Source organism: Rhodococcus sp. P4_B6 (assembly GCF_056402215.1).
The window spans coordinates 1-18,036 of record NZ_JBFUHV010000089.1; the positions used below are offsets into that span (position 1 = coordinate 1).

Genomic DNA, 18,036 nt, shown 5'->3' on the forward strand with positions numbered 1-18,036 from the left:
ATACGAGGCCCGGTTGTGACGGAGCCCACAGTCCCACCGGTAATACTTCGCGGGTCGGACGTTCCGGTGCGCGTATCGGATAGCCGCGGGGGCGGGTCTCCGCTTAGGTTCGAGTCGGCCATGACCTGGGTCACACTTTATAGCCCACTGTGCGGGACGTTGTCATCCCGCCTCTGGCAGTACCACGACGAAATTGAGGATTTCATGCGTTTAGCCAATATCGACGATCGTGCCGCTCTGGTGGCAGGCGAGGTCGGAGCCGAGCGGGCGGTGGATCTGGCCACCGCGTCGCGGGGCCGATTCGGTCCCGCACTGGCCGACGTCTACCCGGTGTGGGACGAGGTCATCGCGTGGGTGGAGGGCGAGGACCTTCCCGCCCTCGCCCGGGACGCGGTCGCGATCGACCGGAGCCGGCTCGGGGCCCCGTCCCCGGCCCCGCGGCAGGTGTTCGCTATCGGCCTGAATTACCACGATCACGCGGCCGAATCCGGATTCGACTCACCCACTGCGCTGCCGCCGGTGTTCACCAAGTATGTCTCCAGCTTCTCCGGACCGGACAGCGCGGTGAGCATCCCGGTCGGCGGTAATGTCGATTGGGAGGTGGAGTTGGTCGTCGTCGTCGGCCGCGAGACGAGCCGCGTCGCCGTCGCCGACGCCTGGTCGCACGTGGCGGGTCTGACGGTGGGGCAGGATATCTCCGAACGCATCTCGCAGCTGCGTGGCCCGGCAGCCCAGTTCGGCCTGGGCAAGTCCTTTGCCGGTTTCTCCCCGCAGGGGCCGTGGCTGGTCACACCCGACGAGTTCGCAAACCCCGACGACCTGGAGTTGGGCTGCGCCATCGACGGCGAGGAGGTCCAGAAGAGTCGCACCAGCGACCTGATCTTCCCGGTGTCGTCGGTGATCGCCGCCCTGTCGGAAACTGTGACCCTTTACCCGGGAGACGTTATCTTCACCGGCACTCCCGCCGGAGTGGGTATCGGGCAGAAGCCGCCGCGGTTCCTGCAGCCGGGTGAGCAGCTGACCAGCTGGATCGACGGAATCGGCGAGCTGCACCAGCGGTTCGTCGCCGATCGAAGTTAACTGGCAGCCAATAGGTTCGCCCCGGACGCTTGGTCCAGGGCGAACCTATGTTCGGTCATCGAGCCCAGGAACTGCCGGGTGTCTACCGGCAGAGGACCCTCTGCGGCAGCATCATTGGCGAAGCCGGTGAGACCGTATCGTCGTCGGGCACTGCGGAACGTCCGCCTCCAGACTGTGGTGGTGCGCGAGGTTCCAAGCGATGCTCACCACGGTCGGGCGATTTCACTCCTCCGTTGCGGACGGTGTCTGCAGCGGTCCGTATTCCGCTGCATCTTCGTCGTCGTCGAAGAGGGGGCGGATGTCTTTGGCGGCCATGATCTGGTCGTTGCTCGCGCCGGCGGCGATCATCGGCCACACGAGGGCATCGTCGCTGACGACGAAGTCGATCACCACCGGCCGGTCGTTAATCGCTCGCGCTTGTGCGATGACGGATTCGACATCGTCCTCCCGCTCACAGCGCAGGGCGACGCAGCCGAGTGCGTCGGCCAGTTTGACGAAGTCGGGTATCCGACGCGAGTGGGTGGCGAGGTCGATGCTGGAGTAGCGTCCGTCGTAGTGGATGGCCTGGAGTTGCTTGACCATGCCGAGGTTGCCGTTGTTGATGACGGCCACCTTGATCGGAACACCTTCGATCGCGGCTGTGGCGAGTTCCTGGTTGGTCATCTGGAAGCAGCCGTCGCCGTCGATCGCCCACACTTCGCGTTCGGGCGCAGCAATTTTCGCGCCGAGCGCGGCCGGGACCGCATATCCCATCGTGCCGAGGCCGCCGGAGTTCAGCCATGTCCGAGGTTTCTCGAACCCGATGAAGTGGGCCGCCCACATCTGGTGCTGGCCGACACCGGAAACGTAGATCGCGTCGGGGCCGGCCGCCTTCCCGACCGCCTCGATGACCAGTTGCGGTGAGAGCGTCCCGTCGGCCGGCCGGTCGTAGCTCACCGGGTAGGTGTGTCGCACCTCGTCCAGCGAGGCCCGCCACCCTTCGCGATCCTGGGCGGCGTCGGTTTCGAGGCGGAGGGCGTCAATGAGTGCGCGGACGATCTTCTTGCAGTCACCGACGATGGGGACATCCACCCTTCGGTTCTTGCCGATCTCGGCGGGGTCGATGTCGGCGTGGATCACCTTCGCGTAGGAGGCGAAGGATGCGGCGTGACCGGTGACGCGGTCGTCGAACCGTGCGCCGAGGGTGATCAGCAGGTCACTGCGCTGCATAGCGGCCACGGCGGCCACGGTGCCGTGCATGCCCGGCATGCCGTAGTGCAACCGATGGCTGTCGGGGAACGCGCCGAGCGCCATCAGTGTGGTGACGACGGGAATGCCGGTCAGTTCCGCGAGTTCACGCAATTCGGTTGCGGCACCGGCCTTGATCACGCCGCCGCCGACGTAGAGCACCGGGGCGGCGGCGGAGTTGATCAACGCGGCTGCCGCGCGGATCTGCTTGGAGTGCGGTGTGGTGGTCGGGCGGTAGCCGGGCAGACACCGCTCCGGCGGCCACGAGAACGTGGTCGTCGCTTGCAGGACGTCCTTCGGTATGTCGACGAGCACCGCGCCGGGCCGACCGCTCGACGCGATGTGGAAGGCCTCGGCGATGGTTCGGGGAATGTCCGCGGGGTCGGTGACCAGGAAGTTGTGTTTGGTGATCGGCATGGTGATGCCGCAGATGTCGGCTTCCTGGAAGGCGTCGGTGCCGATGAGCCCGCGGCCGACCTGTCCGGTGATCGCGACGACGGGGACGGAGTCCATCTGCGCGTCGGCGAGTGGGGTCACGAGGTTGGTTGCGCCGGGGCCTGAGGTGGCCATGCAGACCCCGACCTTGCCGGTGGCCTGGGCGTAGCCGGTGGCGGCGTGCCCGGCGCCTTGCTCGTGGCGGACCAGCACATGCCGCACCCGGGTCGATTCCAGCAGTGGGTCGTAGACGGGCAGGATCGCTCCGCCCGGAATCCCGAACACGCAGTCGACGTCGAGTTCTTCGAGGGACCGCACGACGGCCTGCGCTCCGGTGACGCGTTCGGGTAGGTGTCGGATCTCGGCGTGGGTTTGCTGTTCCTCACGGAGTCGGGTGGGTGCACTCACGGGGATGTCCTCTGAATCTGGTTCGGCTGTCGAATCGGCACAGCCGGGCGAAGGAGCAGATTTCTGGCTTCGCGGCCTGCCGGACATCCTCGGGATCGGAGGATGGTGCGCAAGAAGGGTGCAGTGCTCGCGGATGGGTGAGCACGAGTGCCGAGTGAAACACGAACTTCGTTCGACGGCAATCGGCTCCAACGAGTTTCAGCAATCTGCGCGAAACCTCCGCGTCGAGGCGCGTGACCGTGGGCAGAATGCCCAACGCGAGTTGAGATCAGGACGGATTGGCGAGTGAGGTCAGCAGCTGCGTCACGCGGTAGTCGACTAGCTTGCGCATTACGAGAGAAGTGGTGGTCTGCTCGACGCCGTCGATGTCGAGTATGCGGCCGGCGATGCGGTAGAGGTCGTCGGCGTCGCGGGCGACGACATGTACGAGAAGGTCTGTGGCGCCACTGAGCCCGTGCACCTCGACCACTTCGGGAACGTCGTCGAGGGCGTCGGCGATTCGGGTCAGTTTGCGCTGGGTGACGCTGGTCAGAATGAACGCGGTCAGCGGGTATCCCAGCGCACCGGGGTCGATGCGGCGCTCGAATGACTGCAGCACACCCTGCTTCTCGAGTTTGCCGAGGCGCGCCTGGACCGTGTTGCGGGACAAGCCGGTCTTGTCGGCAAGGGCGATCACCGTGGCCCGGGGTTCCTCTGTCAGGGCAGCGAGGATCTTCGCGTCGATCGAATCGACGGTGGTCGTGGTGGGCATTCTGCCAACCTCCAGCAGGGTCCATGAGTGGATGGTTCGCAGAATGCTGAAATTCTGCGGTCGGTATTGCGGAAGTGTATGCCGGTGGTCGACTGTAGCGGGAGATCTGCACATGAGATCGCAACACACGGACGGTGCCATGCCGCCCGCAGGTCGGTTCGGTGCCCACAGGTCCGACTACCCGTCACCACCTCTCCGCCTCGCTCATGACCTGGGCGCCGCGGAAGTACCGGCCTCTTGTGGTTCTCGACGTAACACCGAGGCAACGATCGCAACGGTGGACACAGTTCGTCTAGTGGACGGCTCATCGCGCAAACCGGCTAGTTGCGACCGTGGACCGGCCCTAGCGTAAGACTCGAGCGTGACCTAGGTAACAACCCGTCGTAGACCGCACCACGGTGAGGCCTTCTACCGACCAAGAGATATCGAAAACACACCCGCAGCCCCGCTGCGCTACAGCCAGGAAGTGACCCATGACCGCGACGACCTCGTCCGCCGACACGCACGCCCCGATCGCCGGTGACAACTTGGAAACGCTGCGTGACATCGAGCAGCGCGTGTTGTGGCTCTCGACCGCAATGATCCACCACGCCAACCGGGTTCGCCCGAACCCGACGGGCCTGAAGGTGGGTGGGCATCAGGCGTCGTGCGCGTCGATCGCGACCATCATGACCTCGCTGTGGTTCGAGCAGCTCCGGCCGGGGGATCGGGTGTCGGTCAAACCCCACGCCTCCCCGGTGCTGCACGGCATCAACTACCTGCTCGGCGAGCTGGACGAGAAGTATCTGACGACGCTGCGGGAGTTCGGTGGCCTCCAGTCGTACCCCAGCCGGTCGAAAGATCCTGATCCGGTGGACTATTCGACCGGTTCGGTCGGCATCGGCGCGACCGCCCCGATCTGGGGTGCCATCGCCCGCCGCTACGTCGACACCACCATCGGCGGCGCCGGGACGGGCCGGCAGTACTCCCTCGTCGGCGACGCCGAACTGGACGAGGGTGCGGTCTGGGAGGCGATCCTCGACACCTCCGTCGCCGAACTCGGTGAGATCGTGTGGATCGTCGACCTGAACCGGCAGTCTCTGGACCGGGTGGTGCCGAACATCGCCGCGGGCCGGCTCGAATCGATGTTCGCCGCCGCCGGGTGGCAGGTGCTCACCGTGAAGTTCGGAACCCTGCTGGAGTCGCTGTTCACCCGGCCGGGTGGCCCGGCGCTGCGTTCCCGGATCCTGGACATGCCCAACCCCGAATACCAGCGGCTGCTGCGCTGTGACGCCGAGGAGTTGCGGCTGAGGCTTCCTGGTGCTGATGGGGACGCGAAGGCTATCACCGAGTTGATCAGTGAACTCGACGACGACACCCTCCTCGCGGCTATCCGGAACCTCGGCGGCCACGACCTCGACGCCCTCCGCGCGGCGTACGGGCAGATCGACGACACCCGCCCCACGGTGATCATCGCCTACACCATCAAGGGCCGCGGCCTGCCCACGCAGGGGCATCCGCAGAATCACTCCTCGCTGCTGACCGTCGAACAGTACGAACAGCTCGCCGCCGAACTCGGGATGGACCCGAACGATCCGTGGGCCCGGTTCGACACGGACAGCACCGCGGGCCGCGTCTGCGCCGCCTCCGCCGAATGGCTCACCCGCGAGCCCGTCGAACCGGCAACCCCGCCTTCGGTGCCGGCGGACATCGGCCGCACCCCGTCCGGGACGTCCACCACCCAGGCCGCCCTGGGTCGCGCGCTGCTGGACCTGTCCCGGGAGGCCCCGGAGGCGGCGAAGCGGGTGGTCACGGTCAGCCCCGATGTCTCCTCCACCACCAATCTGGCGGGGTGGCTGAACAAGGTGGGGGTGTGGTCGCCGAACGAGCGGCGCAACTGGTTCGACGACGACGCCGAGACGATCATGCACTGGCGGGAGAAGCCCACCGGGCAGCACATGGAACTCGGCATCGCGGAAACCAACCTGGTCGGGTTGATGGGGGAGCTCGGTGCCACCTGGAGTCGGTGGGGGCAGCCGCTGTTCCCGATCGGGGTGATGTACGACCCGTTCGTCGAACGCGCCCTCGAACCCTGGTCGTACGGGATCTATGCGGGTGGGCAGTCGATCCTGGTCGGCACCCCGTCCGGGGTCACCCTCGCGGCGGAAGGTGGGGCACACCAGTCGATCAAGACCCCGTCGATCGGCCTCGAGCAACCCGGGTGTGTGAGTTACGAGCCGGCGTTCGCGATCGATGTCGAATGGACGTTGCTCGACAGCATCTCCCGGTTGGGCCGCCCGGACGGTTCCTCGTCGTATCTGCGCCTGTCGACCCGACCGGTCGATCAGACCCTCGCCGCCGTGCCGTCGGATCCCGCCGCTCGGGAACGCCGACGCCGTCAGGTGGTCGCCGGCGCGTACACGCTGCGGCACACCGACAATCCGGCCGTGACGCTGGTCGGGATGGGTGCGATGATCACCGAAACCCTCACAGCCGCAGACCGGTTGGCCGAGCAGGGCATCGCCGCGGATGTCGTGTGTGTCACCAGTCCCGGGCTGCTGTTCGAGGCGGTGCAGGCCCGTCGAGGGCTCGCCGACGGGCCGTCGTGGATCCTCGACCAGGTGTTCCCGGTCGATCGGGCGGCGCCGATGGTGACCGTCCTCGACGGGCACCCGCACACCCTGGCGTTCCTGGCCGGCATCAACCACGTTCCCGGTGCCGCGCTTGGTGTCAGCCGGTTCGGGCAGGTCGGATCCCTCGACGACGTCTACCGCTACCACGGCATCGACACCGACAGCATCCTCCGTGCCGCCCTCAACCTCGTCGACTGACCCCGAAAGACGTGACATGACCACAACCCACAACGGCACCGCGATGGTATTGCCGTCACTCGGCGAGAATGTCACCGAGGCGACCATCACCCGCTGGCTCAAATCCCCCGGTGACCGCATCGAGCACGATGAACCGTTGCTCGAGGTGGCCACCGACAAGGTCGACACCGAAATTCCGTCCCCCGCAGCCGGCATTCTTCTCGAGATCGTCGCGCAGGAAGACGCGCTGGTCGAGGTTGGTGCGGTGGTCGCGGTGCTCGGCGCGGAGGAAGGCGCCGCCGCGGCCACACCGGCTCCGGCTCCGGCCCCCGTGGCCACGCCGACCCCGGCACCGGCAACGGACCCCATCCCGCAACCCGCCCCGACGCCGGCACCGGCACCGGCATCGACCGTTGCGCCGGCAGTCGGTGGCGATCGGGTGGAGAAGCTTCCCCGGATTCGCCGCACCATCGCCAGGCGGATGGTCGAATCCCTGCAGACATCAGCGCAATTGACCACCGTGGTCGAGGTCGACGTCACCGGAATCGCCCGGCTGCGCGGCCGGGAGAAGGCGGAATTCCACCGCCGGACCGGGGTGAAATTGTCGTTCCTGCCGTTCTTCGTCGCCGCCGCCGTCGAGGCGCTCGACGAGCACCCGGTGATCAACTCCTCGCTCGATGCCGACTGCACCGAGGTGACCTACCACTCGGCGGTGCACCTCGGGATGGCCGTCGACAGCGACAAGGGTTTGATGGTGCCCGTCATCGGCGATGCAGGTGCGCTACGCATCCCGGAACTCGCCCGGCGGATTGCCGATTCCGCGGACAGCGTGCGGTCGGGAACGATCCGCCCCGACGACCTGTCCGGCGGCACGTTCACCATCACCAACACCGGCAGCCGCGGGGCCTTGTTCGACACTCCGATCATCAACCAACCCCAGTCCGCCATCCTCGGCATCGGGACCGTCGTCGAACGCCTCGTCCCCACCCGCGGCGAGGGCGGAGCACTGCAGATCGAAGTCCGGTCGATGGCGTACCTGTCGCTGTCCTACGACCACCGCATCGTCGACGGCGCCGACGCCGCCCGCTACCTGAGCGCCGTCCGGCAGCGTCTGGAAGCCGGGTTCGACCCCTCGGAACTGCAGTGAGCACGCTGAGTTCGCGGACCAGCGCGGCGCTGGACGGGCGACCGGTCTGGTCTGACGCCGTTCGCATGGTTGACTTCGCAGCGCAGTGGATGTCGTTCGACGGGGGTGATGAGTACATCCTCCCCGAGTTCGGAATCGACCCCACGACCTACTACCGGCGGGTTCTCACGATCTTGCAGACTCCGCCCAGCCCGCCGCTCGACCCCGTGGATCGGCAGCGCATCGTCGAGCTCTGCCAGCAGAAACTCACGCTAGCCAAATCCCGACCTTTGTGGTGAACAACTCTCATCCTGTGCCCGTGTTACGCGCGCACAGGTTGAGAGATCGGCGTGTGCCGGCTCCAACCGGTGGGGGGCTCGGCCGGTCACGAATGCGTATTACACCCGAACGGGTTATGTGGTGTGGGCCCTGGTCGGAACGAAGGCGGTGCGGATTTCGCCGACGCCTCGATCCGACTGATCAGCGTCTCGAGGAGCCCATCGCCAGCCTCGACCGTGCGGACGACCAGCGATGGGGCGCCCGTGCATGCAGCCTCTTCGAGACCTCGGCCGTCTCGAGCTTGTCTGCATCAACAGAAAGTCGTCGCGAGCATGACAAGAAGATTCTTCCTGTGGACACGTTCCACTCCGGGATGCGACTACGAGGTGCTCACGCGACCAATGTCGACGAAGCGGTGCGTTTCGTGATCGGAGAATCGCCGCGTCCTCGAAATCATGATATCGATCGACGGAAAGAACACTGGCACCCACCGATCGACGACGCCGAACCTGCGTAACCGATGACAATATAACGATATTCGATCATCCGCATGATCAAAAACCAACCTCCTGCATCGAGTTCGCCCGCACAATCCCAACCAACGATGGCGGCCGCTCGGTCTGAGTATCTACGTGAGTCGGGTGTGCTCGCCACGGGATCGGCCGTCAGGATGCAGGAGCCATCCATTTCTCTTGCGGGTGCGAAGTGTCACCGAGCTGTCGGCGATCTCGCCGGGATGGAGTATCTGCTCCAGGCGTGCCTGAGTGGCCATCAGATCAGCCATATCGCTGACCCACGCCTGGACGGCGAAGTTCGACGGACCGGTGAGCGACATGCACATTCGGACGCTGCCGTCATTGCGTAAGTGAGCGATCGTCTCCTGCAGCTGTACACCGGGAAGGCGGCACCACCACGTCACTGTGATAGGCCACCGAGTGTGCAATTGCGCAACTTCACAGCGGATAGCCAGGTGTCGTGACGCCAGCACGGTGGTGAGCTGGCGACGAATTGTCGACGGCGGACGGCTCAGCCGTTCCGCCAATTCCGCAGCAGTGAAACGGCCATCGTAGGCGAGTTGCTCCTCCAGAGTGGCGATCCGGGATGAGATCGCCGATCGAACATTCGCGGGTTCCCCAACCGCCTTCGACTCGCGCAGCAAGGTCGTCACCGCGTCGCATTGGCTGGGATCCAGTGCGTCCAGACGCCACTGGCTTCCCTCCATATGCACGCGGACGGCCAGGTGTGTCCGCGAGGATGTCACACCGGGAATTCGATTCAACTCGTCGACGAGGAACGCGGCGAGGGTATCGAATGACGTGGCGCTCACGGTCAATAGCAGGTCCCGGCCGCGCGCGGCATGCTCGATCGCCACCACGTGTTCCATTCGCTCCAAGCGGGCAACGACATCGTCGAACAGATCTCTTGCGCAGTCCACTTCGACGAGCGCCACCGACGTGTAACCGCTGTACAGGCCGCGCACCGGGACTGTGGTGACCCACGCCAATCCGGCGTCGCGGAGCCGGCTCCAGCGGTTCGCCAGGGTAATCGGGGAGGCGGCCAGGATCGGAGCGAGTGCGCTCCAACTCGCACGAGGCCAAATCTGGAGGGCATGGATGAGCGCCAGGTCCTCCTCCGAGAGGGCACTTTGCACGATCTCGCCATCCTTCCGCTGTCGAATGAGCATATCTATCGATTCTCGGGCTCAGTGCGGCCTCGCGATGCAGTATGACGCAATCGCCATTCGCACCGTCGCGAACCCACACTGCCTGACTCCGAACTTCCGAACCTTGGAGGCGTCCCCATGGACCCACATGACGAGACCGTGATTCTGGAACCCGGCCGCTCACCGAGCGCCGAGACGAACGATCATGCCGCACCCGCCGAAGCGCAACGCCGGCCTAGATCCGCCAGGACACTGGTGAGCCTGGGAGCAGGCGTTGCAATCGAATGGTACGACTGGAGCGTCTACGCSACGTTCTCGGTGTTCTTTGCTGCCCAGTTCTTCTCGGGGACTGGCAGCGCGGCTCTGCTGAAGACTCTCGCCGTTTTCGCCGCGGGCTTCATCGCCCGACCGATCGGGGGTTTCGTGTTGGGCTGGCTGTCGGATCGGCGGGGCCGGAAGTTCGCGATGATGTGGTCGATCAGCCTCGCCGCGGCCGGCAGCCTGCTCATCGGCCTCACACCCACGGCGGCGTCGATCGGCGTCCTGGCACCGATCGTCCTGGTCTCCGCCCGGCTGCTCCAAGGTCTGGGAACCGGCGGCGAAGTGCCGACGGCGCAAACCTATCTCGCCGAGGCCGCACCACCGCGAACACGGGGCCTGTGGTCGAGCTCGATGTACATCTCCATTTCAGTTGCCGTGCTCTTCGGCACGCTACTCGGAGCATTACTGAGCGAACTGCTAACGAAGGACCAGATGTTCGCGTTCGGTTGGCGAATCCCGTTCCTGATCGGAGGTGCGCTCGGGCTCGTCATCTTGATTCTTCGTTCCGCCCTCCCCGAGACGGAAGCCTTCGAGAGCACCCAGTCGGACGACTCACACCAGGCGAGCGATTCGATCTGGAAAGAGATCCGTCGGCGCCCGAAGTTGCAGGTACGAGTCGTCTGCTTCTGCGTCGGGGGAACGGTCATCTACTACGTGTGGGCCGTGGCGACACCCGCGTTCGCCATCGCCGAACGGGGGATCAACCCGACATCGGCACTGTGGATGGCCTCGATTGCGATGGTGCTGTTCATGATCGCACTTCCGCTCTGGGGGGCACTGTCCGACAGAATCGGTCGACGTCCAGTCCTATTGACTTCCTTCCTATCACTCATCGCCTTGATGTTTCCGCTGAACTGGTTGATCCAAGGAAGTGCCTGGCAATTGCTTCTCGCGATGGGCATCGCACTGATCTTCATCGCAGGTTTGGCCTCGATCACGCCAGCCGTAATCGCGGAGATGTTCCCCACGAGAATTCGTACGACAGGCGCCGCCGTCCCGTACTCCATCGCCACCGCGATCTTTGGCGGAACTGCCCCGTACCTGCTCTCCCTGTTCGACCAACTGCACATGCCCGCAGCCTTCAACCTGTACGTGATGGGCCTGATGGCTGTCTCGGCCATCACGGTGTGGTTTATGCCCGAGACCCGCGCAATCTCACTCGACGACTAGGACACCTCATGCAGAAGACACTGACTACGARCGCGACCCACACAGAGCTCAAGGCAATGGCGATCGCCACAATCGACGAGCAGACCAACAGAATCGTTGAACTCAGCCGCGAGATCCAGCGAAACCCCGAGGTCGGGTTCCGTGAACATGGAACGGCACAGCGGCTCGTCGAACAACTGGAGCACATGGGGCTCGATTATCGCACCGGTCTGGCCCGCACTGGTGTGAAGGCGCGCATGCGTGGCCGATCGGATCGTTTCACTGTGGCGATCCTCGGCGAACTGGATTCCGTCATCACACCCGATCACCCGCTTGCCGACCCGGATACCGGTGCCGCACACGCGTGTGGCCATCACATCGAGATCGCAGCCATGATCGGCGCCGCAATCGGTCTCCAAGCGGTCATGGAACACCTCGACGGCGACGTCGTACTCTTCGGCGTGCCCGCTGAGGAACTCATCGACGTGGACTGGCGACTGTCACTACGCGACGCGGGAGAGCTCGAGTTCGTCTGCGGAAAACCTGAACTCATCCGCCTCGGCGAGTTCGACGACATCGACCTCGGAATGATCACGCATCCCGGCACCAGCGGCCAGGAATCGCTGTTCGAAATGGACCATAGCTGGCTCGGCGCTATCTTGAAAAAGGTCCGCTTCCATGGGCTCACCGCCCACGCCGGCGAGAACCCGCACGAGGGGATCAACGCCCTCAAGGCGCTCACCCTCGCCATGACAGCCATCGACAGCCAGCAGGAGACCTACCGGGACGAAGACTCGATACGGGTGAGTCAACTCGTCGTCAACTCCGGCGACATGGTCAGCACTATCCCCGGAACAACCGATCTGGAAGTCATGATCCGAGGACGCTCAGTAGAGGCGATGCAGGACGCATCGGCGAAAATCGATCGCAGCATGCACGCCGGCGCCATCGCCGTCGGCGCACGCGTCGAAATCGACACCGTAGTGGGCTGTTTCCCCTTCGCACAGGACGAGCCACTGGTAGAAGTCGTTGACGCCAATGCCCGCACCCTCTTCGGTGACAGCGAGATCGACAGTCATGCTGGTGCGCATGGTGCGTCGACGGATTCCGGTGACTTGCAGATGCTCATGCCGATGGTGCTTCCCATCGTGCGCAGCGGTTGCGACGGCCTAATCCACTCCAAGGACTATCAGATCGACGATCACGTCCTCACGGCGGTCAACAACGCGAAACTGCTCGCGAGTAGCGTCATCGACCTGCTCTGCGACGGGGCCGCGAACGCTGCCTCGGTCATCGATCGGAGTGGACCCAAGCTCACCCGCGACGAGTACTTGACCATTCGCCGGAGCATGGAAACCAAGAAGACCTTCGGGTGACGAGAGCAAGGACACCAGTGGACACCGTGACAATAACGACCGTGCCCGTGCCCGGCGCGGCAGCCGCACACGCTGTGCAGGCTGTCTTGGAAGCTTTGCCGGACGTCCGCGGATGGCAGGAGGACTTCTACCGCGACGTCCACGCACACCCTGAGCTGTCGCACCGCGAGTACAAGACCGCGAAGAAGGTGGCTGGGCGTCTGGACAGCTTCGGCTATCACGTCCACGAAGGCATAGGTGGCACCGGAGTAGTCGGCATTCTCCGCAACGGCGACGGCCCCGTTGTACTGCTCCGTGCCGAAATGGATGCACTGCCGGTCCTCGAAGCGACCGGACTGCCCTACTCGAGCACCGTCACCGACACCGATTCCCATGGAAACGAAGTTCCGGTAGCACACGTTTGTGGGCACGACATGCACACCACATGCCTTCTCGGCGCCGCCCAGTTGCTCGCGGACAGCCGCGAGCACTGGAACGGCACCCTGGTAGCACTCTTCCAGCCTGCGGAAGAGGTCGGTGACGGTGCCCGCCGCATGATCGACGACAACCTCGCCGCGATCATTCCTCGACCAGACGTCGCTCTGGCGCAACATAACTACCAGTTACCCGCCGGGCTGGTAGGCACCCGACCGGGGCCGGCTCTCGCGATAGCAGACAACATGCGGATCACCGTGCACGGGCGCGGCGGCCCGGGTTCGATGCCCCACACCACCATCGATCCGGTGGCTCTCGCTGCGATGATCGTTGTGCGACTCCACACCGTGGTGTCACGCGAAGTGCCACCCTCGGAAACGGCGGTGCTGACCGTAGGTAGCATCCGGGCCGGGAACAAGAGCAACGTCATCCCCGATCGCGCCGTCTTGGAACTCAACATTCGAAGCTACAGCGACCACACGCGAAAAACACTACTGGACGCCATCTACCGGATCGTCGCGGCAGAGTGCCAAGCATCAGCCTGCCCGCGAGACCCCGAGTTCATCCTGTTCGATCAGTTCCCCCTTACGGACAATGACGAGGCCACCACATCGCGGGTGGCGGACGCCTTCACCAGCTTCTTCGGTGACAGAGCGCAATCGATCAATCAGGTGCCCGCGAGCGAAGACTTCAGCGACATCCCCAACGCATTCGGTACTCCGTATACATATTGGGGCATCGGTTGCATCGACCCGGACACCTACCGCAAAGCTGCTGACGCCGGACGAATCGCGCAAGACATCCCGGCGCCGCACGCCCCCAACTTCGCGCCCGTGATCCAACCCACATGCGACACCGGCACCCAGGCATTGGTTGTGGCGGCGCTGGCGTGGCTCGGTGGTCGCGACCAACAGAATAGGGGCGTTGACTGATCACCGGCGCCACGCAGTTCGCCTAACGGACAGTTTATCTCGCAGACCGGCTAGTCGCCGCACGGCACCGGCTTCTACCGTTGGTCTTCAGCGTGGCCGAGGCTATCACCACACCAGGATGTGCATGTGAGGACCAAGAGTTGCCGAAACCCACACAGAATGAAAACGCACACCCTCAGCTTCATCCAGGAAGTGACCATGACCACGACGACCTCGTCCACCGATCCGCATGTCAATGCCAATGCCAATGCCAATGCCGATGCCAGGACGGACAGGTGTCGTGCCTCGATCGTGACGTTGATGCGGCGGTGGCGGCTAGAACGAAATTCATCGGCGCGCAACGCTCAACAGGTGATCGAGCCGGGCACTCGACTTGGTGAACCTGACGGAAAAGTGGCCCTCCCCACCATGGCGATGATGGAGGGGTATTCCTGCGTAATTTGACTTGATAACGGGATCGCAATCTCGAAGGTTGTACCGCGTTGCCGCAGCAACGGACTCGTCTTCCAGTGTGCGCATGAGCGCACCTGGTACACCCGGGTGCTGCCGACCCCATCGAGAGAGAAGAGATGAACGGACAGTCGAGCGTCGATGGATCCGCCGACGCCCAAGGCCCGCGGCGGACGGCCGGATGGACCCCCGCCCTCATTGCCGAGGGCGTCGGTCCCCGGCTGCGCTCCGTGCTTGCGGGGATCCCCACCTACGAGCCCGGCAGGCCCGCCCCGGTGGGCGAACGACCGGGCTGGAAGCTGTCCTCGAATGAGAATCCCTATCCGCCCCTGCCCGGTGTGTTGGATGCTGCAGTTGCCGCCGCAGGGCAGCTCAACCGGTACCCGGATCTGACCTGCGCCGCTCTGACTCGTGCTCTCGCCGAGCACTGGGACGTACCGATGGACCACATCGCCTTCGGAACTGGTTCGATCGGCCTGATCCAGCAACTGGTGCAGATCAGTGCCGAGTCGGGGGACGAGATCATCTACGCCTGGCGTTCGTTCGAGTCATACCCGATAGTCGCCGAGATCAGTGGCGCCCGCTCGATCCAGGTGCCACTCACCGAGGACGAGGCGCACGACCTCGACGCAATGGCCGACGCGGTCACCGACCGCACGCGGCTGATCTTTCTGTGCACCCCGAACAACCCGACCGGTCGAGTGCTGCACCGGACGGACGTGGTTCGATTTCTGGACCGGATACCGGAGCAGGTGCTGGTGGTGATCGACGAGGCGTACGTCGAGTTCGTCCGCGATCCCGACGCTGTGAACGCGCTGGACATGTATCGGACCCGGCCGAACGTGGTTGCCCTCCGCACCTTTTCCAAGGCATACGGTTTGGCCGGGTTGCGCATCGGCTATGCGGTCGCGCATGAGCCGGTGGCCGCGGCGCTTCGCAAGACCGCGGTGTCATTCGGGGTGTCCACGATCGCTCAAAGCGCCGCTCTCGCCTCACTGCAGCGCGAGGACGAACTTCTCGAGAGGGTGTCGCGGCTTGTCGCCGAGCGATCTCGGATGCGTGAGGCATTGCTGGCACAGGGCTGGAGCGTGCCGGACAGTCACGCGAACTATCTCTGGCTTCGCCTCGGCGAACGCAGCGATACGTTCGCCGCCGCGTGCGAGGCGGCTGGGGTAATGGTGCGGCCCTTCGCCGGTGAGGGTGTCCGGATCAGTATCGGCGAGCTCGGCGGGACCGACGCCCTGCTTCGGGTTGCACAGGACTTTGCGCCGCGCTGATCGCGTTCAGCGCATTGGGTAGCGCCCCATTTCTCTCCAACGCGGCGCGGACCAGGTGCGGTGACGTCGACGGGCCGTTCCCGAGCAGAGCCTCGGAGAGCGGCCCGTCGATCGTCGCGGCTAACCGAGTGGTTACGTCGTGATGGCCGGAGTCTCCGCAGCCCAGGCGAAGCTGGTGCGGTAGAGGTCCTCGACCTCGTCCGACCGGTCGTCAGCGTACAGGTCTCCAGTGATGTCGTAACCACTCTGGACGAGGTAGTAGCCGAGGAACCGATAGGGCGCGCGGACGGCCGCGAGCGCGGCCCGGTCGATCTGTGGAATTTCCCCGGGCACGGTCGGAACAAGGCTGTCGCGTTCGTAGATCGGATCCAGGGACACGATCTGCCAGGTTCCGGCCGTCTTTTCGAGTCGGTAGATCAGTCGGGTGAACGAGGTGAGGTCTGCCTCGACTCCTCCGATGACGTCCCGGAATTCGATCCCGGCCGAGATCTCGACAACTGCCCGATCCCCGTGCACGGCGACGACCGGCGGGGACAGCCGGTGCGTGGCCTTCTGGCCTCGGCTGCTCATCTTCTGCGATTCGGCGACGAATTGAGCGCCGGTGCCCCGGAACCAACTGAGCCGGATGTGCGCCTCGGGGTGTATGCACTCGCGCATTCGGTCCCACCACCCGCGATCACGCGCCTGCCGTTCCCGGAGGACGATCTGGGTGACCTGTGTGACGTCATCGCTGTTGTCGTTCATGGCTGGACTCCTTCGGCAAGATGAAGTGGTAGCAAGTGATTGCGCCCCGGTTGGGGTGGCGCGGGACGGTTAGCCCGCGAGGTTGCGTGCCAGTGCACGTAAATCAACGGTCTCGTCTGCCTGGTCGGGGGTGAGGGTGCCACCCGCGCCGAGAATCTTGCGTACGGTCAGGTGCGTCACAGGGTCATTGATCGATTCGACGGCGGCAAGCTCGTTGCCGTGAAAGCGGAAGATGGAGAACTTGGTATCGGTGCCCCGGATGACGGTGCGATCAGAGCGTGCAGCATGGCCCACGATTTGCAGTTTCATGCCGAACTGATCGCTCCAGAAGTAGGGCACCGCACTGTACGTCCCGGTGTGCCCGTTGATCCGTCGGGCCACGTAGCGTGCCTGATCGACCGCGTTCTGTATTGATTCGAGGCGGATTCGGTCACCGCAGGGCACAGGGAAGTTTGCGCAGTCCCCGACCGCGGAAATCCTCGGGTCGCTGGTGGTCAGGTATTCGTCGACGACGACGCCGTTGGCGACATCGAGGCCGGCCGCCGCCGCAGGCGCGACGTTCGGCACGACACCGATACCGAGGACGACGACATCGGCGGCGAGGCGCTGCCCGTTCGAGGTGGTGACGGCGTGAACGCGCCCTGCGCTGCCTTCCAGTGCGGACACCGCAGTGGAGCAGATCACCCGAACGCCCTGCGCAGTATGCAACTCGGCGAGATGGGCTGCGGCGGTGGCGGACAGGGCCCGACTCATCAAAGTGGGCATCGCCTCGAGCACGGTGGCATCGGCGCCGCGCTTGCGGGCGGCGGCCGCAACCTCGAGTCCGATGAATCCACCGCCGACCACTACCACCCGGCAGCCCTCGCGTAGGTGTTCGCGGAGCGATTCGGCGTCGGCGCGGGTGCGCAGCTCCACCACACCTCCGAGGTCCCGCCCCGGTATGTCGAAGGGCCGCGGGGATGCACCAAGCGCCAGGACGAGATGGTCGTAGGCGAGGGGACGGTCGTCAGCGAGGACGACTCGGTGGGTGGTCCGATCGATCTGCCTGACCGGGATACCGAGGTGGGTGGCGACCTTGTGCTCGGTGTAGAACGCCGGCGCGCGCAGGCTCAGACTGTCCGGATGCGCTGTGCCCGCGAGATAGTCCTTGGACAGTGGTGGGCGGTGATACGGCAGATGGGGTTCGTCACCGATCAGGGACACGGCCCCGTCGAATCCGGACTCCCGCAGGGCGGCCGCGAGGTGGTGCCCTGCCGTGCCGGCGCCCGCGATGACGATGCGCGGTGTGTTCACAGCTGGGTCCGCGGTGTCTCGACGATCAGGCCGTCCAGCTCTTCGGACACGGTGATCTGGCAGGACAGCCGACTGGTCGGCCGAGATGGCTCCGAGGTGGATTCGAGCATTTCCTCCTCCATCTCGCCACGCTCGCCGACTTTCTCCATCCAGTCTTCGTGGACGTAGACGTGGCAGGTGGCGCACATCATCGACCCACCACATTCGGCGACGATGCCGACCACGTCACCCAACATGGCGGTCTGCATCAGGGTGGTCCCGGGGGAGGCGTCGACGACATCGTCGATGCCGTCGTTGTGGATGAACGTTACTTTCGGCATGA

15 protein-coding genes are annotated in these 18,036 nt (G+C 64.9%); 9 read left to right on the forward strand and 6 right to left on the reverse strand.

Annotated features, from left to right (window positions below; genetic code table 11):
• Positions 1-204: 204 nt before the first annotated feature.
• Positions 205-1,080 carry a fumarylacetoacetate hydrolase family protein gene (locus AC1DWT_RS31310; protein WP_206015510.1) on the forward strand — a complete coding sequence of 292 codons (876 nt, stop codon included), beginning with the start codon at positions 205-207 and terminating at the stop codon, positions 1,078-1,080.
• A gap of 222 nt (positions 1,081-1,302) precedes the next feature.
• On the opposite strand, the gene AC1DWT_RS31315 is transcribed toward AC1DWT_RS31310, so the two are convergent.
• Positions 1,303-3,150, reverse strand: coding sequence for an acetolactate synthase large subunit (locus tag AC1DWT_RS31315; RefSeq protein WP_420855129.1), 1,848 nt, complete (start codon positions 3,148-3,150; stop codon positions 1,303-1,305).
• 268 nt (positions 3,151-3,418) lie between these two features.
• Positions 3,419-3,901 (reverse strand): Lrp/AsnC family transcriptional regulator, encoded by a 483-nt coding sequence (locus AC1DWT_RS31320; RefSeq protein WP_206015512.1) that lies wholly within the window; start codon positions 3,899-3,901, stop codon positions 3,419-3,421.
• Positions 3,902-4,374: 473 nt separating this feature from the next.
• On the opposite strand from AC1DWT_RS31320, the gene AC1DWT_RS31325 reads away from it, so the two are divergent.
• The 3 genes from AC1DWT_RS31325 (at position 4,375) to AC1DWT_RS31335 (ending at position 8,115) form a co-directional block, all read left to right on the forward strand.
• Entirely contained in the window at positions 4,375-6,711 is a 2,337-nt protein-coding gene (locus tag AC1DWT_RS31325) for a transketolase-like TK C-terminal-containing protein (protein ID WP_206015513.1), read from the forward strand.
• A gap of 16 nt (positions 6,712-6,727) precedes the next feature.
• Positions 6,728-7,837 (forward strand): 2-oxo acid dehydrogenase subunit E2, encoded by a 1,110-nt coding sequence (locus AC1DWT_RS31330; protein ID WP_206015514.1) that lies wholly within the window; start codon positions 6,728-6,730, stop codon positions 7,835-7,837.
• Positions 7,838-7,902: 65 nt separating this feature from the next.
• On the forward strand, positions 7,903-8,115 hold the full coding sequence (locus AC1DWT_RS31335; RefSeq protein ID WP_241031575.1) for a hypothetical protein: 213 nt from the start codon (positions 7,903-7,905) through the stop codon (positions 8,113-8,115).
• 608 nt (positions 8,116-8,723) lie between these two features.
• Here AC1DWT_RS31335 and AC1DWT_RS31340 read toward each other — a convergent pair.
• Positions 8,724-9,779, reverse strand: coding sequence for an Lrp/AsnC ligand binding domain-containing protein (locus AC1DWT_RS31340; protein ID WP_477923644.1), 1,056 nt, complete (start codon positions 9,777-9,779; stop codon positions 8,724-8,726).
• Between the two features lie 117 nt (positions 9,780-9,896).
• Here AC1DWT_RS31340 and AC1DWT_RS31345 point away from each other — a divergent pair, with 117 nt between their 5' ends.
• The 5 genes from AC1DWT_RS31345 to hisC all read left to right on the forward strand — a co-directional run bounded on the left by AC1DWT_RS31345 (position 9,897) and on the right by hisC (position 15,677).
• Positions 9,897-11,249, forward strand: coding sequence for an MFS transporter (locus AC1DWT_RS31345; RefSeq protein WP_083395529.1), 1,353 nt, complete (start codon positions 9,897-9,899; stop codon positions 11,247-11,249).
• An 8-nt stretch (positions 11,250-11,257) separates the two neighbouring features.
• On the forward strand, positions 11,258-12,604 hold the full coding sequence (locus AC1DWT_RS31350) for an amidohydrolase (protein WP_477923646.1): 1,347 nt from the start codon (positions 11,258-11,260) through the stop codon (positions 12,602-12,604).
• A gap of 26 nt (positions 12,605-12,630) precedes the next feature.
• Positions 12,631-13,950: an amidohydrolase gene (locus AC1DWT_RS31355; RefSeq protein ID WP_477923648.1), complete on the forward strand. Its 1,320-nt coding sequence runs from the start codon at positions 12,631-12,633 to the stop codon at positions 13,948-13,950.
• 159 nt (positions 13,951-14,109) lie between these two features.
• Positions 14,110-14,394 (forward strand): hypothetical protein, encoded by a 285-nt coding sequence (locus AC1DWT_RS31360; protein ID WP_206015518.1) that lies wholly within the window; start codon positions 14,110-14,112, stop codon positions 14,392-14,394.
• Between the two features lie 125 nt (positions 14,395-14,519).
• Positions 14,520-15,677 (forward strand): histidinol-phosphate transaminase, encoded by a 1,158-nt coding sequence (gene hisC, locus AC1DWT_RS31365; RefSeq protein ID WP_206015519.1) that lies wholly within the window; start codon positions 14,520-14,522, stop codon positions 15,675-15,677.
• Between the two features lie 132 nt (positions 15,678-15,809).
• Here the strand turns inward: hisC and AC1DWT_RS31370 are convergent, their stop codons facing one another.
• The 3 genes from AC1DWT_RS31370 to AC1DWT_RS31380 form a co-directional block, all read right to left on the reverse strand.
• Entirely contained in the window at positions 15,810-16,421 is a 612-nt protein-coding gene (locus tag AC1DWT_RS31370) for a nuclear transport factor 2 family protein (RefSeq protein WP_206015520.1), read from the reverse strand.
• A gap of 69 nt (positions 16,422-16,490) precedes the next feature.
• Positions 16,491-17,714 (reverse strand): NAD(P)/FAD-dependent oxidoreductase, encoded by a 1,224-nt coding sequence (locus AC1DWT_RS31375; RefSeq protein WP_206015521.1) that lies wholly within the window; start codon positions 17,712-17,714, stop codon positions 16,491-16,493.
• On the reverse strand, positions 17,711-18,034 hold the full coding sequence (locus tag AC1DWT_RS31380) for a 2Fe-2S iron-sulfur cluster-binding protein (protein WP_206015522.1): 324 nt from the start codon (positions 18,032-18,034) through the stop codon (positions 17,711-17,713). The genes AC1DWT_RS31375 and AC1DWT_RS31380 overlap by 4 nt, the downstream gene beginning before the upstream one ends.
• Positions 18,035-18,036 lie beyond the last annotated feature (2 nt).

Bases quoted from the DNA above. Each gene is read 5' to 3' on its own strand.
- AC1DWT_RS31310 (WP_206015510.1), top strand. From the start codon at position 205: ATGCGTTTAGCCAATATCGACGATCGTGCCGCTCTGGTGGCAGGCGAG.
- AC1DWT_RS31320 (WP_206015512.1), bottom strand. From the start codon at position 3,901: ATGCCCACCACGACCACCGTCGATTCGATCGACGCGAAGATCCTCGCT.
- AC1DWT_RS31325 (WP_206015513.1), top strand. From the start codon at position 4,375: ATGACCGCGACGACCTCGTCCGCCGACACGCACGCCCCGATCGCCGGT.
- AC1DWT_RS31330 (WP_206015514.1), top strand. From the start codon at position 6,728: ATGACCACAACCCACAACGGCACCGCGATGGTATTGCCGTCACTCGGC.
- AC1DWT_RS31335 (WP_241031575.1), top strand. From the start codon at position 7,903: ATGGTTGACTTCGCAGCGCAGTGGATGTCGTTCGACGGGGGTGATGAG.
- AC1DWT_RS31340 (WP_477923644.1), bottom strand. From the start codon at position 9,779: ATGCTCATTCGACAGCGGAAGGATGGCGAGATCGTGCAAAGTGCCCTC.
- AC1DWT_RS31360 (WP_206015518.1), top strand. From the start codon at position 14,110: ATGAAAACGCACACCCTCAGCTTCATCCAGGAAGTGACCATGACCACG.
- hisC (WP_206015519.1), top strand. From the start codon at position 14,520: ATGAACGGACAGTCGAGCGTCGATGGATCCGCCGACGCCCAAGGCCCG.
- AC1DWT_RS31370 (WP_206015520.1), bottom strand. From the start codon at position 16,421: ATGAACGACAACAGCGATGACGTCACACAGGTCACCCAGATCGTCCTC.
- AC1DWT_RS31380 (WP_206015522.1), bottom strand. From the start codon at position 18,034: ATGCCGAAAGTAACGTTCATCCACAACGACGGCATCGACGATGTCGTC.